Annotated in this window: 18 protein-coding genes and 1 pseudogene; 9 read left to right on the top strand and 10 right to left on the bottom strand. The window is 42.5% G+C overall.

The features are described 5' to 3' along the window. Window positions 1-80 precede the first annotated feature (80 nt). The 5 genes from MAE_RS26300 (at window position 81) to MAE_RS26280 (ending at window position 6,098) form a co-directional block, all read left to right on the top strand. Window positions 81-1,190, top strand: a complete 1,110-nt coding sequence (locus MAE_RS26300) for a DUF2235 domain-containing protein (RefSeq protein ID WP_012268191.1) — start codon at window positions 81-83, stop codon at window positions 1,188-1,190. 79 nt (window positions 1,191-1,269) lie between these two features. Beyond that, window positions 1,270-2,784: a glycoside hydrolase family protein gene (locus MAE_RS26295; protein ID WP_012268190.1), complete on the top strand. Its 1,515-nt coding sequence runs from the start codon at window positions 1,270-1,272 to the stop codon at window positions 2,782-2,784. Window positions 2,785-2,865: 81 nt separating this feature from the next. Then, a complete protein-coding gene (locus tag MAE_RS26290) occupies window positions 2,866-3,288 on the top strand; it encodes a hypothetical protein (RefSeq protein ID WP_050766328.1) in 423 nt (140 codons plus the stop codon). Window positions 3,289-3,371: 83 nt separating this feature from the next. Next, window positions 3,372-5,045 (top strand): DUF4127 family protein, encoded by a 1,674-nt coding sequence (locus tag MAE_RS26285; protein ID WP_012268189.1) that lies wholly within the window; start codon window positions 3,372-3,374, stop codon window positions 5,043-5,045. 36 nt (window positions 5,046-5,081) lie between these two features. After that, window positions 5,082-6,098, top strand: a complete 1,017-nt coding sequence (locus MAE_RS26280; protein ID WP_012268188.1) for a hypothetical protein — start codon at window positions 5,082-5,084, stop codon at window positions 6,096-6,098. A gap of 675 nt (window positions 6,099-6,773) precedes the next feature. Here the strand turns inward: MAE_RS26280 and MAE_RS26275 are convergent. From MAE_RS26275 to MAE_RS26265, 3 genes are all read right to left on the bottom strand, one after another. Then, complete coding sequence (locus MAE_RS26275) at window positions 6,774-7,379, bottom strand: hypothetical protein (RefSeq protein WP_012268186.1); 606 nt, start codon at window positions 7,377-7,379, stop codon at window positions 6,774-6,776. 1,536 nt (window positions 7,380-8,915) lie between these two features. Then, complete coding sequence (locus MAE_RS26270; protein WP_002796624.1) at window positions 8,916-11,285, bottom strand: arylsulfatase; 2,370 nt, start codon at window positions 11,283-11,285, stop codon at window positions 8,916-8,918. A 215-nt stretch (window positions 11,286-11,500) separates the two neighbouring features. Beyond that, complete coding sequence (locus MAE_RS26265; protein WP_012268183.1) at window positions 11,501-11,809, bottom strand: hypothetical protein; 309 nt, start codon at window positions 11,807-11,809, stop codon at window positions 11,501-11,503. Window positions 11,810-12,196: 387 nt separating this feature from the next. Here MAE_RS26265 and MAE_RS31170 point away from each other — a divergent pair. Both MAE_RS31170 and MAE_RS26250 read left to right on the top strand, forming a co-directional pair. After that, window positions 12,197-12,860, top strand: a pseudogene (locus MAE_RS31170) (RNA-guided endonuclease InsQ/TnpB family protein); the annotation flags it as partial. A 157-nt stretch (window positions 12,861-13,017) separates the two neighbouring features. After that, window positions 13,018-13,767, top strand: a complete 750-nt coding sequence (locus MAE_RS26250) for an SIMPL domain-containing protein (protein WP_002796620.1) — start codon at window positions 13,018-13,020, stop codon at window positions 13,765-13,767. A gap of 114 nt (window positions 13,768-13,881) precedes the next feature. On the opposite strand, the gene MAE_RS26245 is transcribed toward MAE_RS26250, so the two are convergent. Then, window positions 13,882-15,063 (bottom strand): RNA-guided endonuclease InsQ/TnpB family protein, encoded by a 1,182-nt coding sequence (locus MAE_RS26245; protein WP_012268181.1) that lies wholly within the window; start codon window positions 15,061-15,063, stop codon window positions 13,882-13,884. 246 nt (window positions 15,064-15,309) lie between these two features. Between MAE_RS26245 and MAE_RS26240 the strand changes: the two genes are divergently transcribed. Continuing rightward, window positions 15,310-15,774 carry a helix-turn-helix domain-containing protein gene (locus MAE_RS26240; protein WP_002799684.1) on the top strand — a complete coding sequence of 155 codons (465 nt, stop codon included), beginning with the start codon at window positions 15,310-15,312 and terminating at the stop codon, window positions 15,772-15,774. Between the two features lie 109 nt (window positions 15,775-15,883). Next, window positions 15,884-16,066: a hypothetical protein gene (locus tag MAE_RS31165; RefSeq protein WP_012268180.1), complete on the top strand. Its 183-nt coding sequence runs from the start codon at window positions 15,884-15,886 to the stop codon at window positions 16,064-16,066. A 301-nt stretch (window positions 16,067-16,367) separates the two neighbouring features. Here the strand turns inward: MAE_RS31165 and MAE_RS26235 are convergent, their stop codons facing one another. From MAE_RS26235 to MAE_RS26210, 6 genes are all read right to left on the bottom strand, one after another. Continuing rightward, window positions 16,368-18,029, bottom strand: a complete 1,662-nt coding sequence (locus tag MAE_RS26235) for a GUN4 domain-containing protein (protein ID WP_049897889.1) — start codon at window positions 18,027-18,029, stop codon at window positions 16,368-16,370. Window positions 18,030-18,140: 111 nt separating this feature from the next. Further along, window positions 18,141-18,626 carry a hypothetical protein gene (locus tag MAE_RS26230; RefSeq protein ID WP_041804435.1) on the bottom strand — a complete coding sequence of 162 codons (486 nt, stop codon included), beginning with the start codon at window positions 18,624-18,626 and terminating at the stop codon, window positions 18,141-18,143. Window positions 18,627-18,677: 51 nt separating this feature from the next. Next, window positions 18,678-20,690, bottom strand: coding sequence for a phospholipase effector Tle1 domain-containing protein (locus MAE_RS26225; RefSeq protein WP_041804434.1), 2,013 nt, complete (start codon window positions 20,688-20,690; stop codon window positions 18,678-18,680). A 426-nt stretch (window positions 20,691-21,116) separates the two neighbouring features. Continuing rightward, window positions 21,117-22,286, bottom strand: coding sequence for a DUF6014 family protein (locus MAE_RS26220; protein ID WP_012268177.1), 1,170 nt, complete (start codon window positions 22,284-22,286; stop codon window positions 21,117-21,119). Window positions 22,287-22,347: 61 nt separating this feature from the next. Further along, window positions 22,348-24,417 carry an ABC transporter ATP-binding protein/permease gene (locus tag MAE_RS26215; RefSeq protein WP_012268176.1) on the bottom strand — a complete coding sequence of 690 codons (2,070 nt, stop codon included), beginning with the start codon at window positions 24,415-24,417 and terminating at the stop codon, window positions 22,348-22,350. Between the two features lie 79 nt (window positions 24,418-24,496). Beyond that, the gene (locus MAE_RS26210) at window positions 24,497-25,684 is read right to left on the bottom strand and encodes an RNA-guided endonuclease InsQ/TnpB family protein (protein ID WP_012268175.1); all 1,188 of its coding nucleotides are present in this window, start codon (window positions 25,682-25,684) and stop codon (window positions 24,497-24,499) included. Between the last annotated feature and the right edge of the window lie 395 nt (window positions 25,685-26,079).

Genomic DNA, 26,079 nt, shown 5'->3' with positions numbered 1-26,079 from the left:
AATTTTGAGTCATGATTCACTAGAATTCTCAAAGATTCCGTAAACTGGCGAGTTTTAAGAAACCTAGGAGGTTCATCGCTATGAAAAGCCGTCTTATTGTTTGTTGTGATGGAACTTGGCAAGATTTAGGACAAGGTTATCCTACCAATGTTGTCAAAATGGTGCAAGCTATCACACCACTTGATGATAGTAAGGGCAACCCCATCCGTCAAATCATCTACTATGACGAAGGGATTGGGACAAAACAATCTAATGCCGAGGTAACTGATACTTTAATTAAAATTGCTGGAGGTGCTTTAGGCATTGGCATGGATCATAAGATTGAGGATGCCTATCGTTTTCTGTGCTTAAACTATCAACCTGAAGATGAAATTTATCTCTTTGGGTTTAGTCGGGGAGCTTACACTGTACGCTGTTTAGCTGGGTTAATTTATAATTGTGGTTTGTTGTATCGAGAATTTATCCGACAAATTCCCAAAGCCTACGAAATTTACCGAGACAAACAAGACCCAAATAACGCACCTAACGGTAAAAATGCCATTGATTTCCGTAATAAGTATGGACGACGGGTTCCCATTAAAGCCTTATGCTGTTGGGATACGGTTGCTTCTTTAGGTATCCCCGATATCGTTCATTCTCTGCATTTAGATGAAAAGTTCAACGAACGTTATCGCTTTTATGATTCGACCATCAATCCCACAATTGAAAAGGCGTTTCATGCAGTTGCTATTGATGAAATTCGTAAGGTCTTTGATGTAACGCTAATGCGTCCCCATTCTACCCAGATCAGACAACAAAAAGAACAGGTGGTTCAAGTTTGGTTTCCGGGGGGTCATGGTTGTGTTGGTGGAGGTTCTCAGGAAGAATCTGGCCTATCCGATGGGGCTTTATTGTGGATGATGGAACAAGTCGAAGCCTTGGGTTTGGCCTTAGATAAAAGTTATATTCAACATGGAGTTCATCCCAATTGTAGTGCGTATTTTGATAATACGTCAAAATGGCCATTTAATGTAGCGGGAACAGCACCTCGCCAATTTGAAGGGGATGTTAGCAATTTGCATGAAAGTGTTAAAAATCGCTGGACAGACCTGAATGTTAATCCCCCTTATAAACCCGCTATTCCCGAAATTCAAATGATGCTTGAGCAAGAGCTTGGTGCTTTGAGAAAGAAAGAAATAGTCTCTGTTTAGCACTTCGCTGCCTCAAAAATGTCGCCTTCACTTTACTTACATAAACACTCATAATCTGACATAATTAGGAGGATTTGCCATGAAAGTATCACAGAACTGTATTGATCTGATCAAAAAGTGGGAAGGTTGTAAGCTTACCGCTTATAAATGTCCTGCTGGCGTTTGGACAATTGGGATTGGAACAACTTGTTATCCTGATGGACGACGTGTTCGGGAAGGGGATAAGATTACTGATCAACAGGCGGAAGGCTTCCTTGTCAATGAATGTGAGGAAAAAGCCAAAGCTGTAGATGAATTAGTAAATGTTGATCTTCATCAAAATCAGTTTGACGCTTTAGTTTCCTTTGCTTATAACGTAGGCATCGGAGCTTTTAAAGAAAGTACCTTACGACGTAAACTGAATGAGAAGGATTATGAGGGGGCTGCCAATGAATTTAAACGTTGGAATAAAGCAACAGTTAACGGAGTACAAGTTGTGCTTGAGGGGTTAACCAATCGCCGTAAAGATGAGGAAGCTTTATTCCGTAAAAATGATAGTTTTGGAACTCCTATTGAGCTTGAAGTCTCTCCTGAACATTCTGTAACTTGGTTGAAAGGATATTTAGATGGGGGAAATACAGTAGTTGTTGCCTACAATGATCAACAAGTGGTAGAGGTTGTTAAACTAGAAACCCATCTTAAAGATGATTTGATCGATCTGTTGCAACAATATCCCAATGCTCGGAATTTTCATCTTGCCGAACCTGGGAGTCCTATTCCGCAAGCTACACAAATTGTATTCGCAGGTCGTAATCAGACACTTTCTCTAGTGGAAAATCCACCTCAATTAAATCGAGGACTGTTACTGAAAGGCATGAGTGATGAAGATGCCCCCGGTTATGACATCCGAGAAATGCAGGAACGCTTAAAAGATTTAGGCTATTACCAGAAAGAATTGGATGGTATCTTTGGCAGTGGCACGGATGAGGCGGTCAGAAAATTCCAAGCTGACGTTTTTGGTCACTCCGAAGCAGATGGGAAAGTCGGACCAAAAACTTGGGCTAAATTGTGGGGAGAAGAAACAACACCCACACCTACTCCTCAACCTGCTGAAGGAACTTATCTCCGACTGACTAAAACTAACCAGAAAGACGGTGATGGTTTATATATTCTCATTTTGGAATATATCAAGAATGGACAGGTAAAAGATCATCTTAAAGTTTGCTCTGGACAACGGAGTAAACAACTATTCCGTACAGGTCCTCAAAGTGTATCGGGTTCCATGGAACCGCTGCCTGAAGGCAAATGGTACATTAATGACATTCTCTGGGCAGGTGGCAAAGATAAATATGGACCGACTGTTTTTAGTAATGGTCTGGGTCCAGTGACTACCCCTATCAAATATGTCGGACCGAATTCCACACGGCGAAGTGCTATTGAAATCCATATTGATTGGAATGGAAAATATTGTGATGGTCCCTGTCCAGGAACGGCAGGTTGCCTTGGTATCTACGATATTGCTGACTACAAAAAATTAGTTAGTTGGCTACGAGATACTAATCCCCATGATCTATATGTAGATTGGGGCCTAGGAACTTGTCCTCAACCTCAATAATAACTCACTCAAGGGTGATCATAATGATCTTTCATAGTGATCACCCTACTCTTTTTTGATTCGGTGATTTACTCACGAACAATGTACAAACTTTTACTGGCATCAGCCTTACAACAGGTAATGCAAAACACAAATCTCCCTATAACCATAGACTCAAAACTAATCTGGAACGATACAGGAATTAATCTTGTCGCTGGACAAGAATATCATTTTCAAGCAACAGGTCAATGGACAGACTGGACAATTACCTCTAATGCTGATGGTTATGAAAGTACTAATTTCTTTCTGAAACTATGTGAAAGACTACGACGAATGCCTAATTCACCTTGGTTTTCACTGATTGGTTCAATTGATAAAGATCAAGATAGTTTGTTCCTCATTGGCACAAATAAACAGTTTACAGCACCAAAAACAGGACGGCTTTACTGCTTTGCTAACGATGTGATCATCGCCTATGCTAATAATCGAGATAGCATCCAACTCACTGTAACTTCCTTAACTTGACAAAGGGAAAATATCCTATTTGTGAACCGTCTGCTGTTGTTAACGTAACCTGTCCAGAATCAGGCAAAAAAGGAGAAAAAATGATGACTACCCAAAAACTGAAAGCTCTAGTCAATACTGTTATCAAACAATCTACCCTAGATAGCAGTCAAATTACTGATCTTACTCAAAAATTTTCCTTGACAGCAGGAGATAAAATTGAGATTAATGATTACAAATCTGCGGACAATAATCACTGGGAATTAGAATTAACAACCCCTGTTAATGAGATAGCGAAATGGTTCGCTTATATTCCCCATGTCGAAATTAAAAGTAATGACCCTGTGGCCAAGATATTACAAGACATTAAGCAGTCTCAATTTAAGGTGTATCATCGACCAACAGAACAAGATGGAGATGGAGTGGGGATTCCCCCTAATGGACAAGACAACCGTTCAGAAAGAATTTGTCCTGTGTACGTTCTTAGTCCGAGAAGACAAACAGATTCTTTAGTCAGACAAATGATTACACTGCTTCGGGTCAAGGATACAGCGTTCATTATTGCAGAACGATTGCTACAATATCCCGAAGATTATCTCCCCACTATTTCTCAATTTGAAAAAGCGGTCATCGTCCAATCTTTTGTTGGTGTCGGTCCTCCTCAACCGGATCCAACTCCTTATCCAGATTGGGCAAAAAAAAGACACGACAAAGAGTTGTGGAGACTCGAACAATCTATCCGTCTATTACAGTCGATGAATCGAAAAATCTCAGCGGTGGTTTGTGCGATGGGAGATTCTCAAAAACATTCATCCAAAGATGTGCGAGAAACAATGCAAACAAGATTATACAATCTTCTGGATAAGTATAATCTCTCGGCTCTCAAACAGCCAATTACTTGGGGAGCAGATGAATTAGTAGCAATGGGAATCGCTCAAACTCTTCCTAAAACTAAAGTGCGTGTCCGCATCTCTAATAAGGAGACTGAAATGTGGTACGACGGGCGACGACCACCCAGAGAACTTGTGACTGAAAAATTACCAGCAGTTGGGTTAGAAGAATCAGAAACTGACTGGGATTTCGAGGTAGCTATTTTAACTCGTCGTCAAAATGGTAGTATTAATGATTATCAGAAAGACGACAGGGAACAAGCGAAGTTAGATGAGCATTTTCTGGCTAAATACAAGAACTATTCTTCTGAGCAACGCGCTAAATTAGTCATCATTGATGGCCGACTTTTTAATGGGGCTTGGAATGTCACTTCTGTGTTACCTTATGATGATTTATTGGCCTTCGGTAGTTGGGGAACATTTGGCAATTGTGTTGGCTCAACTTTGGCGGTGGCAAAAATTCTTTTCTACGCTAAAAATCCCGCCGCTCAAAGACAACTTTATTTAGAAGCCATTGCTCATGATGTTTTTGCTAATGGCTATAAAGAAGTTCAACGACTCGAAGAACCTAAAAGCTTCTGTAATCAGCTAAAAAATCAAACAGGAATCACTTTCAATCATTACGACGGATATGATAATCCTGCTACGGTCAAAAAAGTCTTTGAGGTCTTAAATCGGCACGTTAATGTCAGAATGCAAGAACATTTTGCAGGACTTTCCAGTGTTAATAACCGAGTCTTCCGAATTACTCCCCAACTTTGGCGCACTTTTGAGAGTGAAGTCCACATCTGGCCAAGATTACCAGAGGAAATTCATAAAGTTGGTATCTATCGTACTGATCTTGAAGCGATCGCTTTTAATCCTTCATTGGGCGATCAATTCGTCTAACAGTAAATTTTTCAACAATCCCATAGGAGAAATGCCATGACTTCCCTACAAATTATTAGTCCCATCAATGATGCTCGCTTTGAACGTCTAAAACCTGTTACTTTTACAGGCAAAGTAAATTCTGGAATAGTCACTGTAGAACTCACAGCAGATGACAAATATTCCCTAGGCAATAATCAGGTTAAAGCAGACGGTTCTTGGTCGATTACTTATTCAGGATTCACGAATCCTGGGAAGCGCAAAATTACTGCCTTTGGCTATGATCAAGCTAATCATGAAGAAGAAACCAGCATTATAATTTATGTGGCAGATTCCTCAGATTATACTAAAACTATTTATGGGGGTCTGGTTTTAGATGATTACAAAAAGCTTAAACACACCAAGTCTCTGCCGACAGATCACAGGTTAACTGATGCCGAAGGGTGCCGGTTATTTGAACAAGGAATCCTGCCCATTCTTCAGTCCAAAGAAACCTTTATGGAAGCAACGGAGGAAGGTCGAAACAAACTAAACGAATTAGTTGAACAAAACAAAGATCAATACCATATTGATGACGCACCCTGCGCTTATTCTGTCTCCTGTGTGATGAAATATCTGGCTGAAAAGTTAGGATTAGCCACCGTCAAAGCACTTTTCCAAGACCCTTGTTTAATGGATAATGTTCGAGTTACAGGCGTTGAGAAAAAACTGCGTCGTCTGGGATTTCTCTACTTTTTGAAAGAAGATTACCTAGCACCTCGTGGGGCAATAGGAGCAAGATGGCCTCGAAAAAATAAGGATAAATCGAATGAATCAGGTCACATTTATTTCATTACCAAAGATGGAGCAAAAAGGACTCAGTTTCCTAACCCAGAGAATCTTTGGGACGATCAACAGGGTAAACACGAAACTGGAATAAACGGGCCTAAATGGCAAATCAAAGACCTTCATGCTGAAAACCTCCATTTCTTTGATCATGTTTATATGCAGGAGAAAGAAGGCTACACAGAAGGATTTTGGTTGCCACCGGGCATTTATCCTTTAAAACGTGGTTTCAATCTGTCGAATCTTTAGTTCCGTATTCTAACAATGCCCATGGACCGACCGTTTAAAGTAAGTGGGACTTCGGTAATAGGGTTTTTCGTTACTTAGTATGGTTCGATAGGGGGGCATAAATCGACTAAATCCTTATCTGGTAAGAGACTTAATTGATTAGTTCGCTCTAGATCAAAAACAATTGACAAAAATCGCTAAATGCCTTTCTAGATAAGGGTTCCATCCCTTATAACCCCCGTCCATTGCATAACACAAACCGAAGAACCAAAAACCAGTGGTGGCAGTCAAAAGCCACCTACACGCTCTGACATACTGGTTAACTCACCATATACGTTGCGCTTACATTCATTTTTTACTTTCGCTTTCCGAGTGGTTGCCTATACCAGTCTGGCAGATTCAAATCGCTAACTCTTGCTGCCTGCTTGTCTGTGCCTTAGTCTTTGTAGCGACGCTGCTACCAGTTTCTTCCCGACGGGAGTTTCACCTCTACTAGCATGAGATCGACGCGACCAACCTTGTTCTTGTTCGCATTGCTGGTGTCACATCATATTTTAGGATACATGAGATTAAAATCTCGCTCCTTGTTTTCATACTTGGGCTGAAGCCACAAGGCTTTCAACGGCAAGAATTTAGGTAACTCATGGGATTCTCCTAATCGCTAGATAAATTTACAGAAATAATAGAACATTAGTATTAATAACGTAGGGATCCACCGTAACCACCGTATAAACCGACTCCGCGGGTACCGGCCCCCACCCCGTAAAAGCCAGGACCGACACCACCACCAACACCAATCCAATCGATAAATAGGGAAGTTGCCCCGCCGGCCTTGGGTAGAGTCCCTTCGATTAGCTTGTAGCTATAAATCAAGTCCTTGCCATCGATGACGGGATTGCTAATCTCGACGACAACTATAGTATTGTCTTGACGACCAGGTTCGTAGACTGAGAGGGTCGCATTGGGGGGATCGTTAGCAAAATTATCTTTTCCTGCCCTGGCTGTCCACTCATCCATATAGGCGGCCATGGTCAGATTACCAGCAATCCGGTTCGGGCGATCGGAAAAGTATAATGTCTGTTTGTTGACGTTCACCAAGCGAATTGTTTTTGTGACGGGATCTACCTGAATATCTTCTGCCGTTTGCACGAACATTAACTGCACTTTTTCTTGAGCAGGAGTAGTCTGGGCTACAGAAATATTGGGCATCCCCCAGCTAGTGATTGCCATGGCCGCTACTCCCAGAAAAAGTGTATAACGAAAACGCTTCAGGGATTTGGTCAATTGATGAGAATTTTTCATGATTGCTCTCCTTAATACCCAGTTTAAATAGACAACAGCTGATAGCGTTTCTCATCAAGATGAAGTATGACGGGATTTGGCGTCATCTCCGGACGACCAGCTACTGTTCCGGCGTTCCGCAGTTCCGTCCTTTCCTAAAACCAGAGACTTCCTACCTCACCATTAAGATAACGCTATATTTGATATTTCCAGTAATTTTCTTAGCCAATATTTAGACTAATTAGGGCTGGCTGAATAAATCTAAAAACCTTGTTGGATAAGACTTTTAGACTTTTTTGCCCTCAAAAAGTTCCGGGCATGGGAGTGATCGGGGGGAAAATTCAGGTACTTTTTCTCTGAAAATTAGGTAATTGACCACCTGAAAATCGGTAAAACCCGTTACAGTAGAGCAGGAAGTCGCCTTCCCACCCCCTGCTTCAAAACCGGACTTACGACTTTCGCCGTATCCGGCTCCTGAGTAACTAGGCTACTGTCATTAGTAGAATAATAATGGGAATTATTATTTCCTTGTCTATTCAACCCTCTTGGCTGTATCCCCACCAGACAAGATTGTTGGTTTTAGGGCGTATATGACCGTTGATTGTTGCTTAGACTTCCTAGTTACCCGTCCTTTGTCAGCATATCTTTGATATTACTCAAAGCCTTGGCTTTTAAGGACATCCTCTCCCTCTATTGACTTGCGGATGGTTTCCTACTGCCCCGAACGGGCAGAGTCAATCAGGGTTACTTCGTTCCCTATAACCATTGGTTGAACCCTTAGGATGATACTGTCCACAACAGAGTAACGGGAATGCCTTACTGATAGTGGTATGAGCTATCAGCCCCAACTCTGTTAACTTTTGTTTCGAGCCTGTCAGCCTTTTGGCTCGTGGGTGTTGACGATGGTTAATTCGTATCTTCGCCCCAGGGCTATCCATAGGTTCTGGCTCAACGGGTTTCTGATTTAGGCTATCAGATACCGCTTTTTTTTCCTCGCTCACTACCTCAGATGTACCAAGTCTAAAGCAGCAGGAAATGCCGTCACTCTAGGCATCTAGAGGACAGGACTAAGGTTATTACTAACCCGCACCTGTAGGGTTATAAAGTTATCAAGGTACTACATTTACCAAGCGGCTAATCCTCTAAACGTCTTACTGTCTAGTTTCTAGCCAACGAATCGCACCACACCCCACACCCTACACCCTGTCCCCACGAAAAACTTTTTGCCGCAAACCCTAGATAAAACTATCATTGCGGTTAGTTTTTGCTATAGAAAATCAAACCTCCTGGAAAAGTAAGTTATCGAGGCACTATCTGGTCAAAATATCTAAAAATTCCGATAAATTTGACATAATCTTAGATTTTATCGGTAGGATAGTTGTCTCTTGTCTTTTTTATCCTCCTGTCTCCTGTCTCCTATCTCCTGTCTCCTGACTCCTCACTAACTACGACAATTTTTGATTTTTGCAGGAGATCTATTAAACATTGGCTCGCCAGCGATCGCGATTCCTCCCCTAAGACCGAATAAGCGAAACCGTCGATCGCAAGTCCCCTTTTCTACTGCCGGGCCATGATAATTTTCAGACGTTCCTCCTGGTCGATCAGGTGGTCATGAGCGTCCGTACCCACATCCAGTTGAACCCAACCGATCTTGCCGGTGAAACGACTGGTTTTCGAGGTATATTCCGCCGCTACGGGGGTACCGGATTCGTAGCCGATATCCGTGGTCTCGTCCGCAGAGAAAATAAAAGCCTGAGTTCGTTCTACCCGACCCGTACCCACCAGTTGACCGTCGTAGTAGAGGGTGACATTTCCCCCCCGTCCTAAACCACCGCCATCGTAGGCAAACTCCATCCGTACCTGATGCTTACCGGCCGGGATCGTCTCCGTCGCCTCGGTGACAAAACTTTGAATCCCCAGCACGTTATAGACGAACTTGGCTTTTCCGTCGTGGGTATAGACACTCCAACCACCGAAGCGGCCGCCTTGGGCGATAATCACCCCGTCCGCGCCTTCCGGGGGAATGTTCAGTTCCGCCGTCACCGAGAAGGATTTATTTTTGATGTTGATGACGCTATTTTCAGACAAACGCCCCATCCCGGCAAAGAATAATTGCGAGTTTCCCCGCACGAGGGTAGGCCGGCCAGCGGTGGCGGGATCGACCCGTTCCACTTGGCGATCGTCTAGGGGCAGTACATTATACTTAACCGCCTCGATCAGAAATTGTCGCTGTAGTTCGTGCAGTTTCTCTGGCATTTCCCGGGAGAGATCCCGAGCTTGCGTCCCATCCGTACTGCCGTCGTATAGTTCCCAGATATCATCGTCGAAAGGAACCATCGTCTGTCCAGTCATAATCCACGGGGTGCGGTGCTTGGTAATCGCACTCCAACCCTTGTAATAGATGCCCCGATTGCCAAACATCTCGAAATACTGCACATCGTGACGTTCGGGGGCGGCCGCGTCGTTAAAGGTATAAACCATATTCGTACCCTCGTAGGGACTTTGTAGGACACCGTTAACCATAGTCGGTTCGGGAATTCCCGCTACTGCCAACACCGTCGGGGCCACATCGATCAGATGACAGAACTGATGGCGAATCCCACCTTTTTCCGTGATGATTTTGGGATAACGAACAATCGTACCGTTGCGGGTCCCGCCCCAGTGAGAAGCGACCTGCTTCGTCCATTTGTAGGGGCTACTCATCGCCCAAGCCCAACCGACCGCGTAGTGATTATAGGAATCGGGCGCGCCGAAGTCATCCAGTTTCGAGAGGAGAAATTCCGGGGTTTCTAGACCCGCTAACCCGTTAAAGTTGGCCATCTCGTTAAACGCGCCCTGAAGCGTTCCCTCGGCGGATGCGCCGTTATCGCCGATGATGACGTAAACGAGCGTATCGTCGAGGATTTCTAGATTTTCTAAGGCTTGAATCACCCGTCCCACCTGCTCATCGGTATGTTCCAGAAAGGCGGCGTACACCTCCATCTGGCGCTCTAATACCGGCTTCAGGCGATCATCCATGTCATCCCAGGCGGGAATTTCGGCGTGACGGGGGGTGAGTTCGGCATTTTGGGGAATTACGTCCAGTTCTTTCTGTCGGGCAAAGGTAATCTCCCTCTGGTGATCCCAACCGTGAGCGAATTGGCCCCGATACTTGTCGATCCATTCCTTGGGGACGTGGTGGGGGGCATGGGTCGCGCCGGGGGCGAAGTACATAAAGAAAGGCTTATCGGGGGCGAGGGCTTTTTGTTGACTGACCCAAGCGATCGCTCGATCAGCCAGATCTTCGGTCAGGTGATACCCTTCCTCCGGGGTTTTCGGCGGTTCGATCGGGGTTGTTCCCTCGTACAGTGCCGGCTCCCACTGGTTATTCTCGCCACCGATAAAGCCGTAGAAATACTCGAATCCACCCCCGCCAGAGGGCCAAGCGTCAAACGGGCCGATCGGGCTGGTTTGCCAAACCGGTACCTCGTGGCACTTACCGAACTGCGCCGTGGAATAGCCGTTCAGCTTCAGGGTCAAGGCGAGGGGTGCTTTGGTGTTGGGACGAACGGAACTCTGCCCGGGGGCGGAGGTGGCGGTTTCGGTGATGTTGCCCATGCCGACCGAGTGATGATTCCTTCCAGAGAGCAAAGCCGCGCGGCTGGGAGAGCAGAGGGCAGTGGTATGAAAACGGGTATATTTTAGCCCCTGTGCCGCTAATCGCTCGAAAGTGGGGGTATTGCACGGGCCACCGAAGGCACTGGAGGCTCCGAAGCCCACGTCATCGAGCAGCACGATCAGCACGTTGGGCGCGCCGGCCGGCGGTCGGATATCTCGAATCGGGGGATAGTCAGTGTCCGGATTCTTCGCGTCGTAGGTGGTTAGACCGAAGGGGGTTAAGTCGGGAATCGGTAGAATTTGGCGTTGAATCGGCTTATCTTGGGACATCGTTCATTTCCTCCGGTAAATTTTTTCGAGAATCGATTAGGTCGAGAAATATTTAAATTTGTTAATTTCTCTTGACAGAATGCCTAATTTGTCGTGTTGAAGCGCATCGATCGGGCCATTGACTATCCTATCGCTTGCCAAAATCGATAATCTCTCGACTTTGCCAAAACTCGCACACGCTCGGCAAGATGGGGGATCAATCCCCCACGACGAGGTCATTCGGAAACGCGATTATTCCGTTGTGCCTCCCATAATTTCTGTTCGTCCCCCGGGGACAGTTTCGGACGGTTGACGGTAAGGGTTAATTGATCCAACGTACCGTTGAACCGGAAGGGAACTTGATAGTCTGCGTCTTCCACGGGAGTCCCCGTATCCGCGCCGACATCGAAGTTTTCGTCCCATTGAAGGATCAGGGGTAGAGTTCGCTCCATCTTTTGAGTCGCTACCGTTTGACCGTCCACTTTCAATACGCCAGTTCCACTCTGACCGATACCGCTTAGGTTGTTAAAAGCGAGCGTTCCCATGCCGAGGCCGTCGTAGGTAAAATCGAACTCCAGAAGGTGTTTCCCAGGCGATAACGCGGTCGTTCCCTCCCAGCGCGGCCGTTTTAGGTCTACCAGATTCCAGAGGAAGACCGGTTTCCCCTTCAGCAGGTAAAATCCTTATCCACCGAAGCGCCCCCCTGAGTGACGATCATGCCGTTCCCGCCATCGGCTGGAACTTCGACTTCGGCCTTGAAGTTATCTCAAATGTCGGGGTGAAGACCCGAAGCGCTTAGCGACGGGATGAAACCCCGACCAATATAAAACAGCGAAGCACGACACTTCGACAGAGCTTCGGTGGCCACTAAAATCTCGACAATCTCTGCTCTACAGTTTAACATAAAATAAGTTGTTTGAGGTCGATAAACAATGATTGTCTTAGAAATGAAAGCCGTGGTCAAACCAAGTCAGTGTTCTGCCATAGATGAAGCTATTCGTACAGTACAATTCATCAGAAATAAGGCTTTAAGGCTTTGGATGGATGCCAAACAAGAGGATAAAGTAGATAAATATTCTCTCAATAAATATTGTTCTCGCCAAACAGTTCAAGTTTGTCGATACTGTAAATTCTACTGCTAGACAAGCATCTGCTGAACGAGCATGGTCGGCTATTCCTCGTTTCTATGACAATTGTAAGAAAAAGGTTAAAGGTAAAAAAGGTTATCCTAAATTCCAAAAGAATAATCGTTCTGTGGAATATAAAAACTGTGGAGGTCAACTATCGGAGGATAGAAAGAAAATAACTTTCACAGATAAGAAAAATATTGGCACGGTTAAACTGAAAGGAACCAGAGACCTAAACTTTTACCCTATAGACCAAATTAAACGAGTTAGGATTGTTAAACGAGCAGACGGTTACTATGTCCAATTCTGTCTTAGCGTTGATATTCGGGAATATGCGAAACCGTTAGAGCCGACTAAAAGATGTGTGGGATTGGATGTAGGTTTAAAAGTTTTCTACGCTAACAGTGATGGGGAAACGGTAGAGATACCGCAATACTATCGCCAGGCAGAAAAAAGATTAAACCGTTTGACCCCCTCTTGCCCCCCGACGTCGGGAAGGGCTGAATAATCTTTGCTGTCAAAACGCATCAACCTGACGCAAGAAAAATTTATTTTTGTAAATAATAATTTCAACTCGCTCGCTACTAGCATAGGATAGAAACGTCGAATTTTCAGGAGGAGTGACGATGAAAGACAGTTCTATATTCCGACGTTTCCCGCAGCTATTTGCGGGTTTGTCGGTGCTATCGATCGCTCTCGTCTTGAGTTCCTGGATAGCGGCGCGCTCCCTCTTAGCGGTGAAACGGGCCAGCGATGTTTTTGTCGTGACTGGTTCGGCAAAAAGGGCGATTACATCCGATTATATTCTCTGGCGTTTATCGGTTTCCAGTCAACAACCCACCGCCCGCGAAGCCTATCGCGATCTGATCCGGCAAACCGAGCGGATACGAGCTTATCTCAAAGAAAAACAAGTTCCCGACGACGCAATCACCACCAACGCGATCGAGACGATGGCGATTCCCGAAGTAACAGCTAACGGCCAGGAAACTGGGCAAATTCTTGCCTATCGCCTCAGCCAACGCTTCGAGATCCGAGCGGGGGATGTGGCCCGTTACACGGAACTTTCTAGGCAGGTAACGGAATTGATCGAGGAGGGAATTAGCCTCGTCTCTGAACCCCCCCAATACCTTTACACCCAACTCGATAAGCTGCGGGTGGAAATGGTGGCGGCAGCGACCAAGGATGCGAGAGCCAGAGCCGAAGCGATCGCCAGTAGTACTGGCAGTCGGGTGGGAAGGGTGCGCGATGCGAAAACGGGAGTTTTTCAGATCACCTCGCGCAATTCCACCGACGTGAGCGATTCGGGAATTTACGACACTTCCTCGATCGACAAAGATATTACTGCGGTCGTTTCGGTGACGTTCGGGATCGAGTGAATTACAAGACAATCCTTAGTGCTGTCCAGACAGGGGAGCCTCTGTGCTAGAGCTAGACTTGACGTTGACATCCTCGCCGCCGTAAAACGGACGGCGATTCCCAAACCTCACGATTTAGGTTTCTGCTTGGGGTCCCGAAGGATTTTTCGCACCTGCCTTAACAGATTTACTCTGTTCTGGTCTTATGGTCGCTCTACAGACTGACACCGCAAGCCCTGCGGCCAAAATATTTTTACTCGCGTTAATATCTCGGTCATGGTGTGTCCCACAGTCTGGACAGTCCCATTCTCGAACATTTAACGGCATTTTCTCAGCAATATACCCGCAATTACTACACCTTTTAGAGCTAGGAAACCATCTATCTATTTCGATGTAGTTTCTCCCATACCAACGGCATTTATAGGCTAATTGTCGAGTGATTTCTCCCCAGCTTACATCAGATATTGCCTGAGATAATTTCGGGTTTTTGACCATATTCTTGACGGCTAAATTCTCAACCACAATCGTTTGGTTTTCACGAACTAATTGAGTGGTTAGCTTATGTAAATGGTCTTTTCTACTATCAGTAATTTGAGCGTGAATCCTTGCTACTTTGATTCTCGCTTTTTCCCGATTTTTTGAGCCTTTCTGTTTTCGAGAAAGACTTTTTTGGGCCTTTCGCAGTCTCCGATAATGTTTCTTAAAATGCTTAGGATTAGATACCTTGTCTCCATCGCTGGTAATCACGAGGCTACTAATTCCTAAGTCAATTCCGATGGCTTTATCGGTTGGGGGTAATGGCTGGATTGTTGGGTCATCAAATCTTATTGAAATATGCCAACGTCCAGAAGGATGTAATCTGACTGTTACTGTGCTTGGTTCACAGCTTTCTGGTATTTGTCTTGACCATCGAATAGGTAAGGGTTCTGTGCATTTAGCTAAATAGATTTGTTTGTCTTTGAATTTAAAAGCAGATTTGGTAAATTCGGCACTTCCTCCTTGATGTTTTTTCTTAAAGTTAGGATACTTAGTACGACCAGCAAAGAAATTAGTAAAAGCTGTTTGTAGGTGTCTTAACCCTTGTTGTAAAGGTACACAGCTTACTTCGTTTAAAAAGTCTAATTCTTCTTGTTTTTTCCACTCAGTCAACATTGAAGAAGTTTGAGCGTAGCCTACTCTTTCTTGCTTTTCGTACCAAGCTTGTGTTCGTTCGTGGAGAGCTTTGTTGTAAACTAATCTTACACAGCCCAAAGTGCGCCGCAATAGCGACTCTTGTGTTGGTGTGGGGTAAAATCGAAACGAATAGGCTTTTTCCATATCCCGCATTCTAGCATATATCGTGTAAATGTGCTAAGATTTAACAGCAAAGCCGCCGTAAAACGGCGGGGTTTCAGACCCAAAATTTTCGATGAGATCGATATGAACTAAGCTAATCCGCTTCGCTGAGATTAGCGTTTCCAAAACTAATCTCGCAGATTTTGCGCTTTTGACGCTTCCTTTGGCAGACTTACCGTTTGAGCCTAAATCCTGTTATAATAGGGTAAATAAAAACAATGAGATAAAATGCCCAAGAAAGCTTACTTAGCCGAACATCTAAGTTCAGAGGAACTGAAAGATAGATACAGAAGAAGTCAAGACTCAGTAGAAACAAGAAGATGGCACTTATTGTGGAAAATATCGTTAGGATGGACAATCAAAAATGCTGCAGTAGCTGTAGGATTAGATTATCAATATAGTTTTAGAATTCTCAAAAGATATAATGAATTAGGGGAAGAAGGAGTTAAAAATCTCAAGAAAAAAAGTGGGGAACATCGGAGAGGAAAAGAACCTTTATTGAAGGAAGAACAATTGCAAAAATTAAAAGAAGAACTGAAAAAACGTCCTGCCGATGGAGGAATCTGGACAGGTCCGAAGGTGGCTAGATGGATAGAAAAGGAAACGGGACGAGAAAAAGTTTGGAATCAAAGGGGATGGGATTACTTAAAAAAAGTGCAGATATTCTTGTCAAAAACCGAGACCAAAACATAAAAAGGGAGACCCAGTTAAACCAGAAAAATTTAAGCAGAATTTACCAGTAAAAGTCCAATAATTAAGCGATAAATTTCCCAATTCTCAGATAGAAGTCAAAAACTTTAGGTTGCCGAGGGAATCATGCTCGATTTTCTACTTTGCTTATTCGCCAGAATTACAGCCAGCCGAGAGATTATGGTCTCTAGTAGATGAACCCCTGGTTAATGAGCATTTTGAAACGATTGAAGCAATGGAAGAAACAATGACTAATGAAATTAAAAACTTGACTAACTATCATTGGCTAACTTAGGATTGATTGTTATCTGCTTTTTAAAACAGGATTTAGGATGATAAGCTGTACTGCATTTAAACTGCGTATGTATTGGGAATTTTAGTATAAATGCTCAAACTGCCTCTCCCTGATCCCTGTTAATTAACGAGTAATTTAGATAGTCAACAGCTTAGATATAGCAATTCCCATAGTTGTGAGGTACAGAGTCTTAGGTTTTGATGATTCAGGATTCAGGATTCAGGATTCAGGATTCAGGATTCAGGATTCGGGAGTTAAGATTTTGATGTACCTCATGAGATTGGGAAACGCTATAATCACTTTAAAAGTCAGACAGAGGAATAATTCCACAGGCTTGAATTTTGCTTAAAACGAGGTGAAGTTGCCACAATAACCAATTGCCAACTCTCCAGAAAGCCAGGGAGTTTTGATTGTCAGAAGCTTCCGCAGATGGGTAACAAAGATTTTCTTCAAAAATCAACCAATGAACGGGTAAATGACCGAGGGGAGAATTCGGCTCTAATTCAAAGTTTAGTTGCTCATAATTGAGCCATTGACCTTCCTTCCGCCAACCTAGGCGATCGCCAAGTTTCTTTTGGGTTTCATAATCCACTAAACCACCGAGACTAGAGAAAATGGCTTGCTGAATACTAAAACCGAAATGACCATGACTATAATGAAGCCAAAGTTGATCAATTTTTTTCAGATCCGAACAAGGTAATTGAGCAATATCTTGAGGATAAACCTCATTCCAGTAGGTCTTACGCAAGATTTTCAATAGTAGCTTGGTTGTTTGGCGATCGGCCGCTTGCCACTGTTGCTTTCTTAGCAAATCTTGTAATTGATTATAATCAATATCAGCCGATTCTTGAGTTAAGATATTTGGGGAAGTCTGGGGATTTTTAGAAGTAGAAGATTTGTGAATATTGTTTTGAGTGAATTGAGAGACAACTATTGCTAGGGGAGTTTTGGGGATAGTGTCTTTTTGACAAGCCTCTTGTTCTGCTAAATGATGAGATAATTTATTGATGGTTTTTTCTAGGGAAATAAATTGTTCTGACCATTCACTTTCATTGAATAAGTAATCATTAAATTGATCCGAGGAAAAAGCCTCTTTTAACCTTGCTTCTTTCTCGTAACCAGTCGCCATAAAATTTAGCAAAAACTCAGAATTTATGGCTGAATCTGACGTTTCTAAGAGAGCAGGCTGAGGCGGAAAAATATTATCTACCAAATACTTAATTTCTCCAACTGTTGCATAAAATTCTTCATCCACCTTAATCACTTCTTCTATTAATAATTGAAAAGGAGCAAAATAGTCCTGTAAGTAGTTTTCAAAATTAATCGCATTTTGGGCAAGATCCGCAATTTCTTGGCGAACTCGTTGAGATTTGAGTTGATAATGATTTAATTCCTCATAAATTTTGAGTTCTTGAATAATTGCTTGCACAATTTTTTTCTGCTTTTGAGTATCCTCGGCTAATTTCTGAACTCCTTCCCCTAGTAATTTAGTTTTTCTCAACATCAAAAAAGATGTTTTTCCCAGTAGCAAAATTGCCCGAAAATTTTCCTGTTTTTCTAGCTTGAGTTGATTGAGAATATTTTGATTATTATTATTTTTAATTTCTAACTTTATTCTCTCGTAGTCTAAGATTTTCAATTCTTGATATTTTTGGGAAAATAAAATTTTGAGATTGTCACTGAGTTGGAGTAAAAAACGATAATATCCGTCTTGATAGATTTCTAGTCCATTAATTAATAAATTATAGTCTTTAATTAATAACTGAGTCTCGATCAAGATTTCTTGTTGAGTAATTTTTTCTTTTCGTTTAATAATCTTACCAAAATAGTAATGGTAGCGAACTCCTTCTTGAATTAATTTCCGACGTTCCTTGATGATTTTCTGAAAATTTTTTAAGTATCTATTTTTAAAAACAGGAAGTTGATAGCTTTGCTCATAAATGGCAATTTTTTTATAGGTCATCAGATGTTGAGAGTTCCTATTTAGCATAGCTATCTTAGACCAAAAAATTCCTCAATACTTAGCAATAATCATCCGCTGCCCCCAGCTATTGCAAGAGGGAGCAATACCTAATTAAACATTTTCAACTTCAACAACAACCGGTTCATTTTCAATAACTGGTTCATTTTCAATAACTGGTTCATTTTCAATAACTGGTTCATTTTCAATAACTGGTTCATTTTCAATAACAACTGTTTGAGGACTTTCAGGAGTTGGCTCAGTTACCGTTTCTTGCTGCTTTACTGTCTGTTCTTGATGGTCAGTCAAGTGTTTTTTGGTTTTTAATTTCAGGTCATCAGTCAGAGGTAAAGCATCAATTTCAGCCAAAAGTGTTTCCAGGGATTCTTTTTTACTTCGCTCAGTGTAAAAAGCATTCAGAACCGCTTCAATTCCGTACTGAGCAATCGCATCTCCTAGCACAGTAACCAACCCCATCGCTCCAATACCCAGAAAAACTACAAAGGGTTGTCCGAGGGTCAGAATTAGCACGATGACAGCAATAATAGCCGAAGCTAAATAAGTACCTGCCACTTTTTTGATAATGTTATCGAGTTCCATAAAAATCACCTCAAATTTCTAGCGAAGGATTAGTTTAATTCTAAAGCAAGGTTAATCTGTCTGTTGATCGTCGTCAAGTAAAGCTTGAAGAAAAGGTTCAAGACTTTTGGGACGATAATCGGAAAAAGCCTTTAATCGTTTTACCACACTGTGATGAACAGTGACAACTTTTGTATTGAAATATCGCCATTGCTCACCTCCCAAGGCCGACAATCCTTTAACAGTATTATCGAACTTGATGGTCGGGTCTAGTTTAATTTGGAATTCCTCAGATTCAGAGGTGGTTGAGTCAAACTCTAATCCCAATTTTTTGGCTTGATTAATCATCCATTGTAACGGGTAATCGGAAAGTCCTTGATATTCTTTTTTGCCACCACCTAGACAGGTATGTTCACCCACAAATAAAACTTCTTTAACAACTTGTTCGGGATTTTCTGGATTGGCTTTGATCGGAGTATAAGGGAAGTTTTTACGTTTTTCATCAATGGCCACAGCATGAAAAGCATTCTGGATAATCGGACTTAATTTTGTGTTACTAAATTCATATTTTTTATGATAAAACTTAGCCAAGGGAAACCAAGGAGTTAAATCAGGAATACCAAAATTGCCAACTGTATCCCAACAACCTAACATCTTGACTGGAATACGATCTTGAAAATCTTCCTTTTCTGTCTCAATTTTTTTAGCATTAGCGGCACGGAATTGTTGAGCTTTGGCACTATCAGAACTAACGGTGTGGTCTCGATAGAGTTGATAAGCTAGGGGAATTTCTTTAATCTTAGAGCGTTTTAGGATTCCACATTTATCGATAAAACTAGCCAAACAACGAACGATATATGCGCCTCGACTAAAACCTAACAAATAAATTTCATCCTCGGTTGTGGGATTGTAGTTAAGGACAAGAAAACGATAGGCATCTTGAATCATTCGATCAAGGCCCCAGCCAAAAGTTTCATTCCCTAAACTTTTAATAAATTCGTTATCTTCGGGTGTGCCAGAACCTGACAAAAAGACGATTTGGGGGGTTTGATCCTCGGCAATATACTTAATAGATTCGGCGAATTTAACCACATTGGTGGGGTAAGCACTGGCAGAGTCTTCCCAAGAACCATCACAACAAATAATTAACCGTTTTTTCTGGTTTGAATAAGTGAGGATATCTGGTTGAGAAATTGCTGTTTCACTAATCTCCTCAATTTCATTGCTGGCAAGAGCAGCTTCTGCAGCAATTATAATTGATTCTGGATTCTCTTCCCGGGAAGGTTCTTGATTTTCGGATGGAGCATCCTGTTCAATCACTTCTTCTTCTTCAAGGGAGTTAAAAATTTCGTTGACCATTGTTATCCTTTTCGCACTCCTTCTAGCTTTACTGCTAGTCTGAGTTTTTGATTTAGGGATCGAGGTCGGTTTGGAGGGAAGACTATCTAGTTGCCAGGTTGTCCCATAAAGAATACCATGATTGCTATAACTTGTTTGATCCTCGGCACTGCCATTGAGTGATAAATAAGTAACTAAGCCAAGGTCATCAACTAAGGGAGATTGATACATCGCTTTTTGGATTTCTTCTTGGCTACGCGCTTGATTCCAAACAGAAAGTTCTGCAAGACAACCTTGCCAATAATGAGAGAGATTAACAGAGGCTCCCAAGATGATTTTTTCAATCCCCGTTAAGGCACGGTTATGACCGTTGCCACGATGCCAAATGATCCCATTACGATAGATCAACATTCGGCCTGTGGTCGCATTTTTGACAAAGGCCCAATGAGTCCAATCGCTATAATCCTTAAGCTTGACTTTTTTTTCAATTCGATCGAAACCTTCTTCATTACCCGCATCCCAAAAAATCGCAGGTTTCACGGGATCGCCCCAAGGCAAGGTAATATGTAGAACGCGGTTATTTTCCCGATTAACAGCTTCTAAAAGAGTCGTTTCTGTAGCTAAATTATTTTCCCCTTTTGCCCAAAATGTAATGGTAATACTCTGATCGATGTCAAGAAATCCGTGGGATAGATCCATGTGATCATCGATGCCATTAAATTTTAGTACAGAGCGTTGTTCAGCCATTGGTTTTGTCATCGACCGGGGGAGAAAGAGGTAATCAGGGGTTCAGGGATTCTGACGAATAAGAGACTGATCTATCTGTCGTGATTTCCCAGAATGCTACCGCCTAGCTTAACACATTTTAGTTATCTAGCGATATATATAAATAAATGTGTAAGTAGATGGGCGTAAAAAACTCTAAGATCCCCCCGCCTGTCGGCACCCCCCTTATTAAGGGGGGCAGGGGGGATCGAGTGCAAAACCTATCTTCTATTTAATTGCAAACAGCTACTTAGGAGTCAACGACTAATATTCCAGAGCCGGCACTTGCTGTGGCGAGAAACTCAGAGGAGTTGACCCCAATCCCTATCGCCATCAATAGGCTTTGGAGGGATGCTCATGGCTGATGGACATCCCTCCCCGGGCCGGTTAACAGCAAACCCTAGGTACTTATTGTAACTCTAACCAAATTCCTCGGCAGCGCTCTACAATTAGTCCCTGAAAAATTAATTGGGTTGCGGGATGAATCTCTACTTTATACAGAGCAAAAAGACCTGTTGGACTATTTAGATTTAACTCCCTTCGCGTTAGAGATAAGGCTTTTGTTCGGTGCATTTCCACCGCTTTTAGTAAGCCTGGATAACTGACATTACGCAGAGACAATTGACCATTTTTTGTGAGATAAATGGCATCATTTTGCAAGAGATATTCCAAACTGATCAAACTAGCGTGGACATCCACATCTTTTTCTAAACCCCCTAAACGGTGAGCATCTAAACCAAAGCGAATGCAGAAATTAACAGCGACTAATTTTCCCGCTTCTTCGGCAGGTAAAGCACAATCGGCAAATTCAAAGCCTAAACTATCTGAGCGCCACTCCTCGACTCCGGCATAGGTATAGTTTTGAAACAGTTTATTTTTGAGTTTTAAGTCAAATCCCAACCCACTAGCATGACCCGCTTCATGGAATTGGGTATCGAGATGACGATAGCGTTCACCATTAATTTGATCCTCCAGGGGTCCTAATAGCAAATCGGCCGTTTCTGGCTCAAAAATTTTTCGGATACATTCATAGCTAGAACCGGAAAAGCGTCTTTTTTGCTCACTGGCATTATTTAAAGCTGGTCCCTGAACACTATTGGGAAAAGTCCACCTATGGGGAACGATAAAAGCCTCCCCCTTTTCACCTTTAACCGTGCCGCAACTAGCAATTTCAGTAAAGGATAAATTTCTGGGAATCGGTTGTCTTAGACTGCCAAATTTTTCACGAGTCAAGCTTTCTAGTTGTTCGATAGAAGGTTGACTATTTTGGTGAATTTTTCCGTAAATTGCACTCAACGTGAGTTGTCGTTCTCCCTGACGATTGATGCGATAGGGAGCAATCATCAGAAAATAACCATTTTTGCCGATAAAATTCAGATTAATGAAATCTTCTGATAAAATGCTCCAGTCGTTGGTTTCTAAAGCCGCTGCTGTTTTCCAGAGCCACTGAGCCGGAACTTCACAGCTATCTGCTTCCTGTTGACGGAGTTTTTTCGCCGCGATTGCAATTTTATTTTGCTCGATATCTTGGACGATTTCTTGGAACAACTGTTGTTGATTAACCAGGGTTTGATTCATTTTTTGGGTAGCTAAGTTGGTGTAATAGTTTAACGTTGTTTTTTGACCCGTCTCTCATCGGCTAAACTCTTAGCCATTTTAAGATTTTAGGGTCTTTGTCATAGCGATAGGTCAGTCCATCTTTCCCCGTAATTGATTTTCCCTGACTGGCTTTGCTTCTGATGCTACTAAGGGAATAGTCGCTTAATTCCTTCATTTGTGCATGGGAAAGTCCCTCTTCGACTTCTGTTAAGATTGTTGTCGTTGGCGATTCGGGGGGGGGTTCCCCGGCAGAATTGATTTTAGGATTGACCTCGGTTTCCTGATTCGGTAAATCTTCGAGCCTATCTTGAGAATTATCGACAGAAATATTAATAATTTCTTTCACTTTTTGTCGGCGATATTCCTCCACTGTAAGCAGTTGCCAATGGGAATTACTAGAGAGTTCTAAAACCCATTGATGATAGTTAAAGAGACTTTCCCGATGTCCAACACTAATAAAAGTTGTGTGAGTTTTCTGCAATTGCCGATATAAATTTTCCTCATTGTTTAAGTCCAAAGCACTTGTGGCTTCATCGAGGATAGTAAAACTGGGACGGGTAATTAATACCCTAGCAAAAGCCAAACGTTGTTGTTCTCCCAGGGACAAAATGTTTTCCCAAGGCTCTTCTGTATCAAAGCTATTGACTCGATTTAGTAAATTTTGGAGATTGACTTCTTGTAAAACTTCCCTTAATTTTATCTCATTGGTTTCTTGATTGCGATTGGGATAAAGTAACTGTTCTCGCAAGGTTCCTAATATTATATAGGGACGTTGGGGCAGAAACAATACTTCTTCTAGGGGGGGACGCACTAATCGGCCTGTGCCTGCATTCCATAAACCGGCAATTGCGCGTAGCAAGGAACTTTTACCCCGACCACTCGGACCGACAATTAATAAACCTTGTCCTGGCTGAACAGAAAGGGAGAGGTTTTCGACAATTACCTGTTCATAATCGGGGGTTTGCAAGGTGACATCTTCAAAGGAAAATTGGTTTTCTTCGATGGTTTTAATCGTGCTTAAATTTTCCGGTTGTTTAATGACTTCTTCTAAGGCTTGGGAAAATTGCGATAGACGTTCAACATAACTGCTAAATTGTGCCGAAGTGCCAAATTCACTAATTAATTCCGCCAGCGCCGTAGCAAACAAATTAGCCGCTAAACAGGCTTGCCCGACCTGTCCGAAACTAATGCCCTCACTATTGATATACAAAGGACCCAAAATGACAAAAGTAAATACTTGAATTGCCGCCTGATAGCCCCGACTAAAAATTTCTGTGCCTCTCTCCCAATCAATTTTACGTTTAGCGCTGTCTAAGAGTTTATTAAATCGCCGCTGAATAATATTTAATTCCTGATTTTCTCCCTCAAAGAAAGCGATTGACTCCGCATGATTACGAATGTGGGTTAGAGCATAATTATAGTTAGCCTTAAGTTCTAATTCTTCTTGAGTGATTTTATTTAAGGCTTGGTTAAAATAGATAGCAATGACGTTACCGAGAATTGTCCAAACGACTAAGATAATGGCGACAGAGGAAGAAATTGACCAGAGAATCACTAAAAAAGTAATCATATCTAGGACATTTTCCAGGGCAACTGCAAAAAAGGAGAGAGCTTTACTGGTAATCGGCTCAATTTCCTGGGATAAACGCTGATCTGGGTTGTCGATATCGGATTTAAAATTAATTCTGTAATAGGCGCGATTATGCAAATATTTGTTGAGAATCCAGTCATTGAGCCAAGCATACCAATCTAGGGCGATTCTTTTTCTGAGAAATTTAAGCAAGCCAACTAAAAGGGTGACAAAGAGCAGTCCAACCGCAAAAACTACCAAAGTTCTGACAAATTTATCAAAATCATTTTTTTCAAGGATGACATCAACTAAGTAATTACTAACAAAGCTATTGAAAGCATTTAATCCCACAACTCCTAGGATTGCCCCGATTAGTAGGATGAGCATTGCCCAAGCTTTCATCACATCGGCAAAAGTCCTTCCCCCCGATTCAGTAGGATACCAATAGGGAGCAGCGATCAGCTTGACACTGTGCCAAAATTTGCTGACATCGGAGATAATATTAGTCGTCGATCGATCTTGAGGGACTTTGGCGGACATATAGCATTTATATTTGAGTTGTGGACATTTTGCTGGATTGACATCCTCACCGCCGTAAACGGACGGTGATTCCCAAACCTCACGATTTAGGTTTCTGCTTCTTTCCCTTGCGGGGTTCCGCACCTGCCTTAACAGATTTACTCTGTTCTGGTCTTATGGTCGCTCTACAGACTGACACCGCAAGCCCTGCGGCCAAAATATTTTTACTGGCGTTAATATCTCGGTCATGGTGTGTCCCACAGTCTGGACAGTCCCATTCTCGAATATTTAACGGCATTTTCTCAGCAATATACCCGCAATTACTACACCTTTTAGAGCTAGGAAACCATCTATCTATTTCGATGTAATTTCTGCCGTACCAACGGCATTTATAGGCTAATTGTCGGGTGATTTCTCCCCAGCTAACGTCAGATATTGCCTGAGATAATTTCGGGTTTTTGACCATATTCTTGACGGCTAAATTCTCAACCACAATCGTTTGGTTTTCACGAACTAATTGAGTGGTTAGCTTGTGTAAATGGTCTTTTCTGTTATCGGTGATTCGAGCGTGAATCCTTGCTACTTTGATTCTTGCTTTTTCCCGATTTTTTGAGCCTTTCTGTTTTCTAGAAAGGCTTTTTTGGGCCTTTCGCAGTCTCCGATAATGTTTCTTAAAATGCTTAGGATTAGATACCTTGTCTCCATCGCTGGTAATCACGAGGCTACTAATTCCTAAGTCAATTCCGATGGCTTTATCTGTTACTGGTAATGGCTTAATTGTTGGGTCATCAAATCTTATTGAGATATGCCAACGTCCTGAAGGATGTAATCTGACTGTTACTGTACTTGGGTCACAAGCTTCTGGTATTTGTCTTGACCACCGAATAGGTAAAGGTTTTGTGCATTTGGCTAAATAGATTTGTTTGTCTTTGAACTTAAAAGCAGATTTGGTAAATTCGGCACTTCCTCCCTGATGTTTTTTCTTAAAGTTAGGATACTTAGTACGACCAGCAAAGAAGTTAGTAAAAGCTGTTTGTAAATGTCTTAACCCTTGTTGTAAAGGTACACAGCTAACTTCGTTTAAAAACTCTAATTCTTCTTGTTTTTTCCAATCGGTTAGCATTGAAGAAGTTTCAGTATATCCTACTCTTTCTTGTCTTTCGTACCAAGCTTGTGTTCGTTCGTGGAGAGCTTTGTTGTAAACTAATCTTACACAGCCCAATGTGCGCCGCAATAGCGACTCTTGTGTTGGTGTGGGGTAAAATCGAAACGAATAGGCTTTTTCCATGTCTCACATTCTAACACATATTTTGTAAATGCGCTAAGATTTAACAGCAAAGCCGCCGTAAAACGGCGGGGTTTCAGACCCAAAATTTCCGATGATTTTAGATTTTGGCTGGATTGGCGGAGTAGAAGGCAATTGGCGAAAATATAAAGCTCCCCGACAATTTTAAGGTTATTGTGCTTGAGTTGTGGTAACATACTCCCGTCGCTTTATCTGTCAGCATAGAGTGATCGCTTTCTCAGCCCCCTGCTACTGCTTTTTTAACCCTCGTTATCTTACTACAAGTAACCATTGTTTTGATAGCTAAAGCTAGTGAGCGCTTCTCAGACTACCACATATTACCGAATTTTGTTGACCATGACAAATTTTCTTTTCTATGATAGGATTTCAGGATACAG

Source organism: Microcystis aeruginosa NIES-843 (assembly GCF_000010625.1).
In the GTDB taxonomy this organism is placed as follows: Bacteria; Cyanobacteriota; Cyanobacteriia; order Cyanobacteriales; family Microcystaceae; genus Microcystis; species Microcystis aeruginosa.
This window is presented reverse-complemented; position numbering and strand designations above follow the sequence as displayed.

Excerpts from the sequence above, each read along its gene's own strand:
- MAE_RS26300 (WP_012268191.1), top strand. The coding sequence starts at position 81 with ATGAAAAGCCGTCTTATTGTTTGTTGTGATGGAACTTGGCAAGATTTA.
- MAE_RS26295 (WP_012268190.1), top strand. The coding sequence starts at position 1,270 with ATGAAAGTATCACAGAACTGTATTGATCTGATCAAAAAGTGGGAAGGT.
- MAE_RS26290 (WP_050766328.1), top strand. The coding sequence starts at position 2,866 with ATGTACAAACTTTTACTGGCATCAGCCTTACAACAGGTAATGCAAAAC.
- MAE_RS26285 (WP_012268189.1), top strand. The coding sequence starts at position 3,372 with ATGACTACCCAAAAACTGAAAGCTCTAGTCAATACTGTTATCAAACAA.
- MAE_RS26280 (WP_012268188.1), top strand. The coding sequence starts at position 5,082 with ATGACTTCCCTACAAATTATTAGTCCCATCAATGATGCTCGCTTTGAA.
- MAE_RS26275 (WP_012268186.1), bottom strand. The coding sequence starts at position 7,379 with ATGAAAAATTCTCATCAATTGACCAAATCCCTGAAGCGTTTTCGTTAT.
- MAE_RS26270 (WP_002796624.1), bottom strand. The coding sequence starts at position 11,285 with ATGTCCCAAGATAAGCCGATTCAACGCCAAATTCTACCGATTCCCGAC.
- MAE_RS26265 (WP_012268183.1), bottom strand. The coding sequence starts at position 11,809 with ATGGGAACGCTCGCTTTTAACAACCTAAGCGGTATCGGTCAGAGTGGA.
- MAE_RS26250 (WP_002796620.1), top strand. The coding sequence starts at position 13,018 with ATGAAAGACAGTTCTATATTCCGACGTTTCCCGCAGCTATTTGCGGGT.
- MAE_RS26245 (WP_012268181.1), bottom strand. The coding sequence starts at position 15,063 with ATGGAAAAAGCCTATTCGTTTCGATTTTACCCCACACCAACACAAGAG.
- MAE_RS26240 (WP_002799684.1), top strand. The coding sequence starts at position 15,310 with ATGCCCAAGAAAGCTTACTTAGCCGAACATCTAAGTTCAGAGGAACTG.
- MAE_RS26235 (WP_049897889.1), bottom strand. The coding sequence starts at position 18,029 with ATGACCTATAAAAAAATTGCCATTTATGAGCAAAGCTATCAACTTCCT.
- MAE_RS26230 (WP_041804435.1), bottom strand. The coding sequence starts at position 18,626 with ATGGAACTCGATAACATTATCAAAAAAGTGGCAGGTACTTATTTAGCT.
- MAE_RS26225 (WP_041804434.1), bottom strand. The coding sequence starts at position 20,690 with ATGGCTGAACAACGCTCTGTACTAAAATTTAATGGCATCGATGATCAC.
- MAE_RS26220 (WP_012268177.1), bottom strand. The coding sequence starts at position 22,286 with ATGAATCAAACCCTGGTTAATCAACAACAGTTGTTCCAAGAAATCGTC.
- MAE_RS26215 (WP_012268176.1), bottom strand. The coding sequence starts at position 24,417 with ATGTCCGCCAAAGTCCCTCAAGATCGATCGACGACTAATATTATCTCC.
- MAE_RS26210 (WP_012268175.1), bottom strand. The coding sequence starts at position 25,684 with ATGGAAAAAGCCTATTCGTTTCGATTTTACCCCACACCAACACAAGAG.